Origin of the sequence: Salifodinibacter halophilus, assembly GCA_012999515.1 — a bacterium.
In the GTDB taxonomy this organism is placed as follows: Bacteria; Pseudomonadota; Gammaproteobacteria; order Nevskiales; family Salinisphaeraceae; genus Salifodinibacter; species Salifodinibacter halophilus.
The window spans coordinates 1-276 of record JABEEB010000206.1 but is presented as its reverse complement, the minus strand read 5'-3'; the positions used below and the strand labels follow the sequence as shown (position 1 = coordinate 276).

1 protein-coding gene is annotated in these 276 nt (G+C 74.6%); it reads left to right on the top strand.

Going from position 1 to position 276, the window contains the following annotated elements; genetic code table 11:
- The coding region (locus HKX41_11335) for a beta-N-acetylhexosaminidase (protein NNC24724.1) at positions 1–276 on the top strand (276 nt) is incomplete at both ends.

Genomic DNA, 276 nt, shown 5'->3' with positions numbered 1-276 from the left:
ACGACGCCTGCGCCGGCGTGATCCTGTTCGCCCGCAACTTCGCCTCCCGGGCCCAGGTCGCCGAGCTGTCGCAGGCGATCCGCGCAGCCGCGCCGCGCCCGCAGCTGATCTGCGTGGACCAGGAAGGCGGCCGCGTGCAGCGTTTCCGCGAGGGCTACAGCGCGCTGCCGCCGCTGCAACTGCTCGGCAAGCTCTACGCCCAGGACCGCGCGGCCGCGCTCGCGCTGGCCGAGGAACACGCGCAGCTGATGGCCGGCGAAGTGCAGGCCAGCGGCG